A 416-nucleotide genomic window follows, 5' to 3' on the forward strand; every position below is an offset into this window, starting at 1 on the left:
GCCGCTCGCCCGAATACGTGACGCGCTTCGGCCGGATCGTCGAGTAGAACTCGTTCTCGATCTGCAGCACGTTCGTGTTGATCTGGATCCACTCGCCGTCGCGATGCGTGCCGATCGCCTCGTAGGCCGGATACGGCTCGCTCACGGCCTTCGACAGCGCGTCGAGATAGCCGGGCAGCGTGTTGTAGTCGACGTGCAGCGCAGCCTGCGCGGTCGTGTTCGAGTAGCCGAGATCGCTCATCCGCAGGCTCGTCGCATGCGGCAGGTACAGCGTATCGGCGTCGAACGTGTCGAGCTTGTGCGGCTTGCCGCGCAGGAACTTCGTATCGAGCGCGGGCGACGCGCCGAACAGGTACATCAGCAGCCAGCTGCGGCGGCGGAAGTTGCGGATCTGCGCAAGATAGCGCTCCGACTGG

1 pseudogene is annotated in these 416 nt (G+C 64.9%); it reads right to left on the minus strand.

Features of this window, described 5'->3' with window-relative positions:
* A pseudogene (locus HWX39_RS35855) lies at window positions 1–416 on the minus strand (glutamate--cysteine ligase); the annotation flags it as partial.

This window comes from Burkholderia sp. BCC0322 (assembly GCF_902833045.1).
GTDB lineage: Bacteria > Pseudomonadota > Gammaproteobacteria > Burkholderiales > Burkholderiaceae > Burkholderia.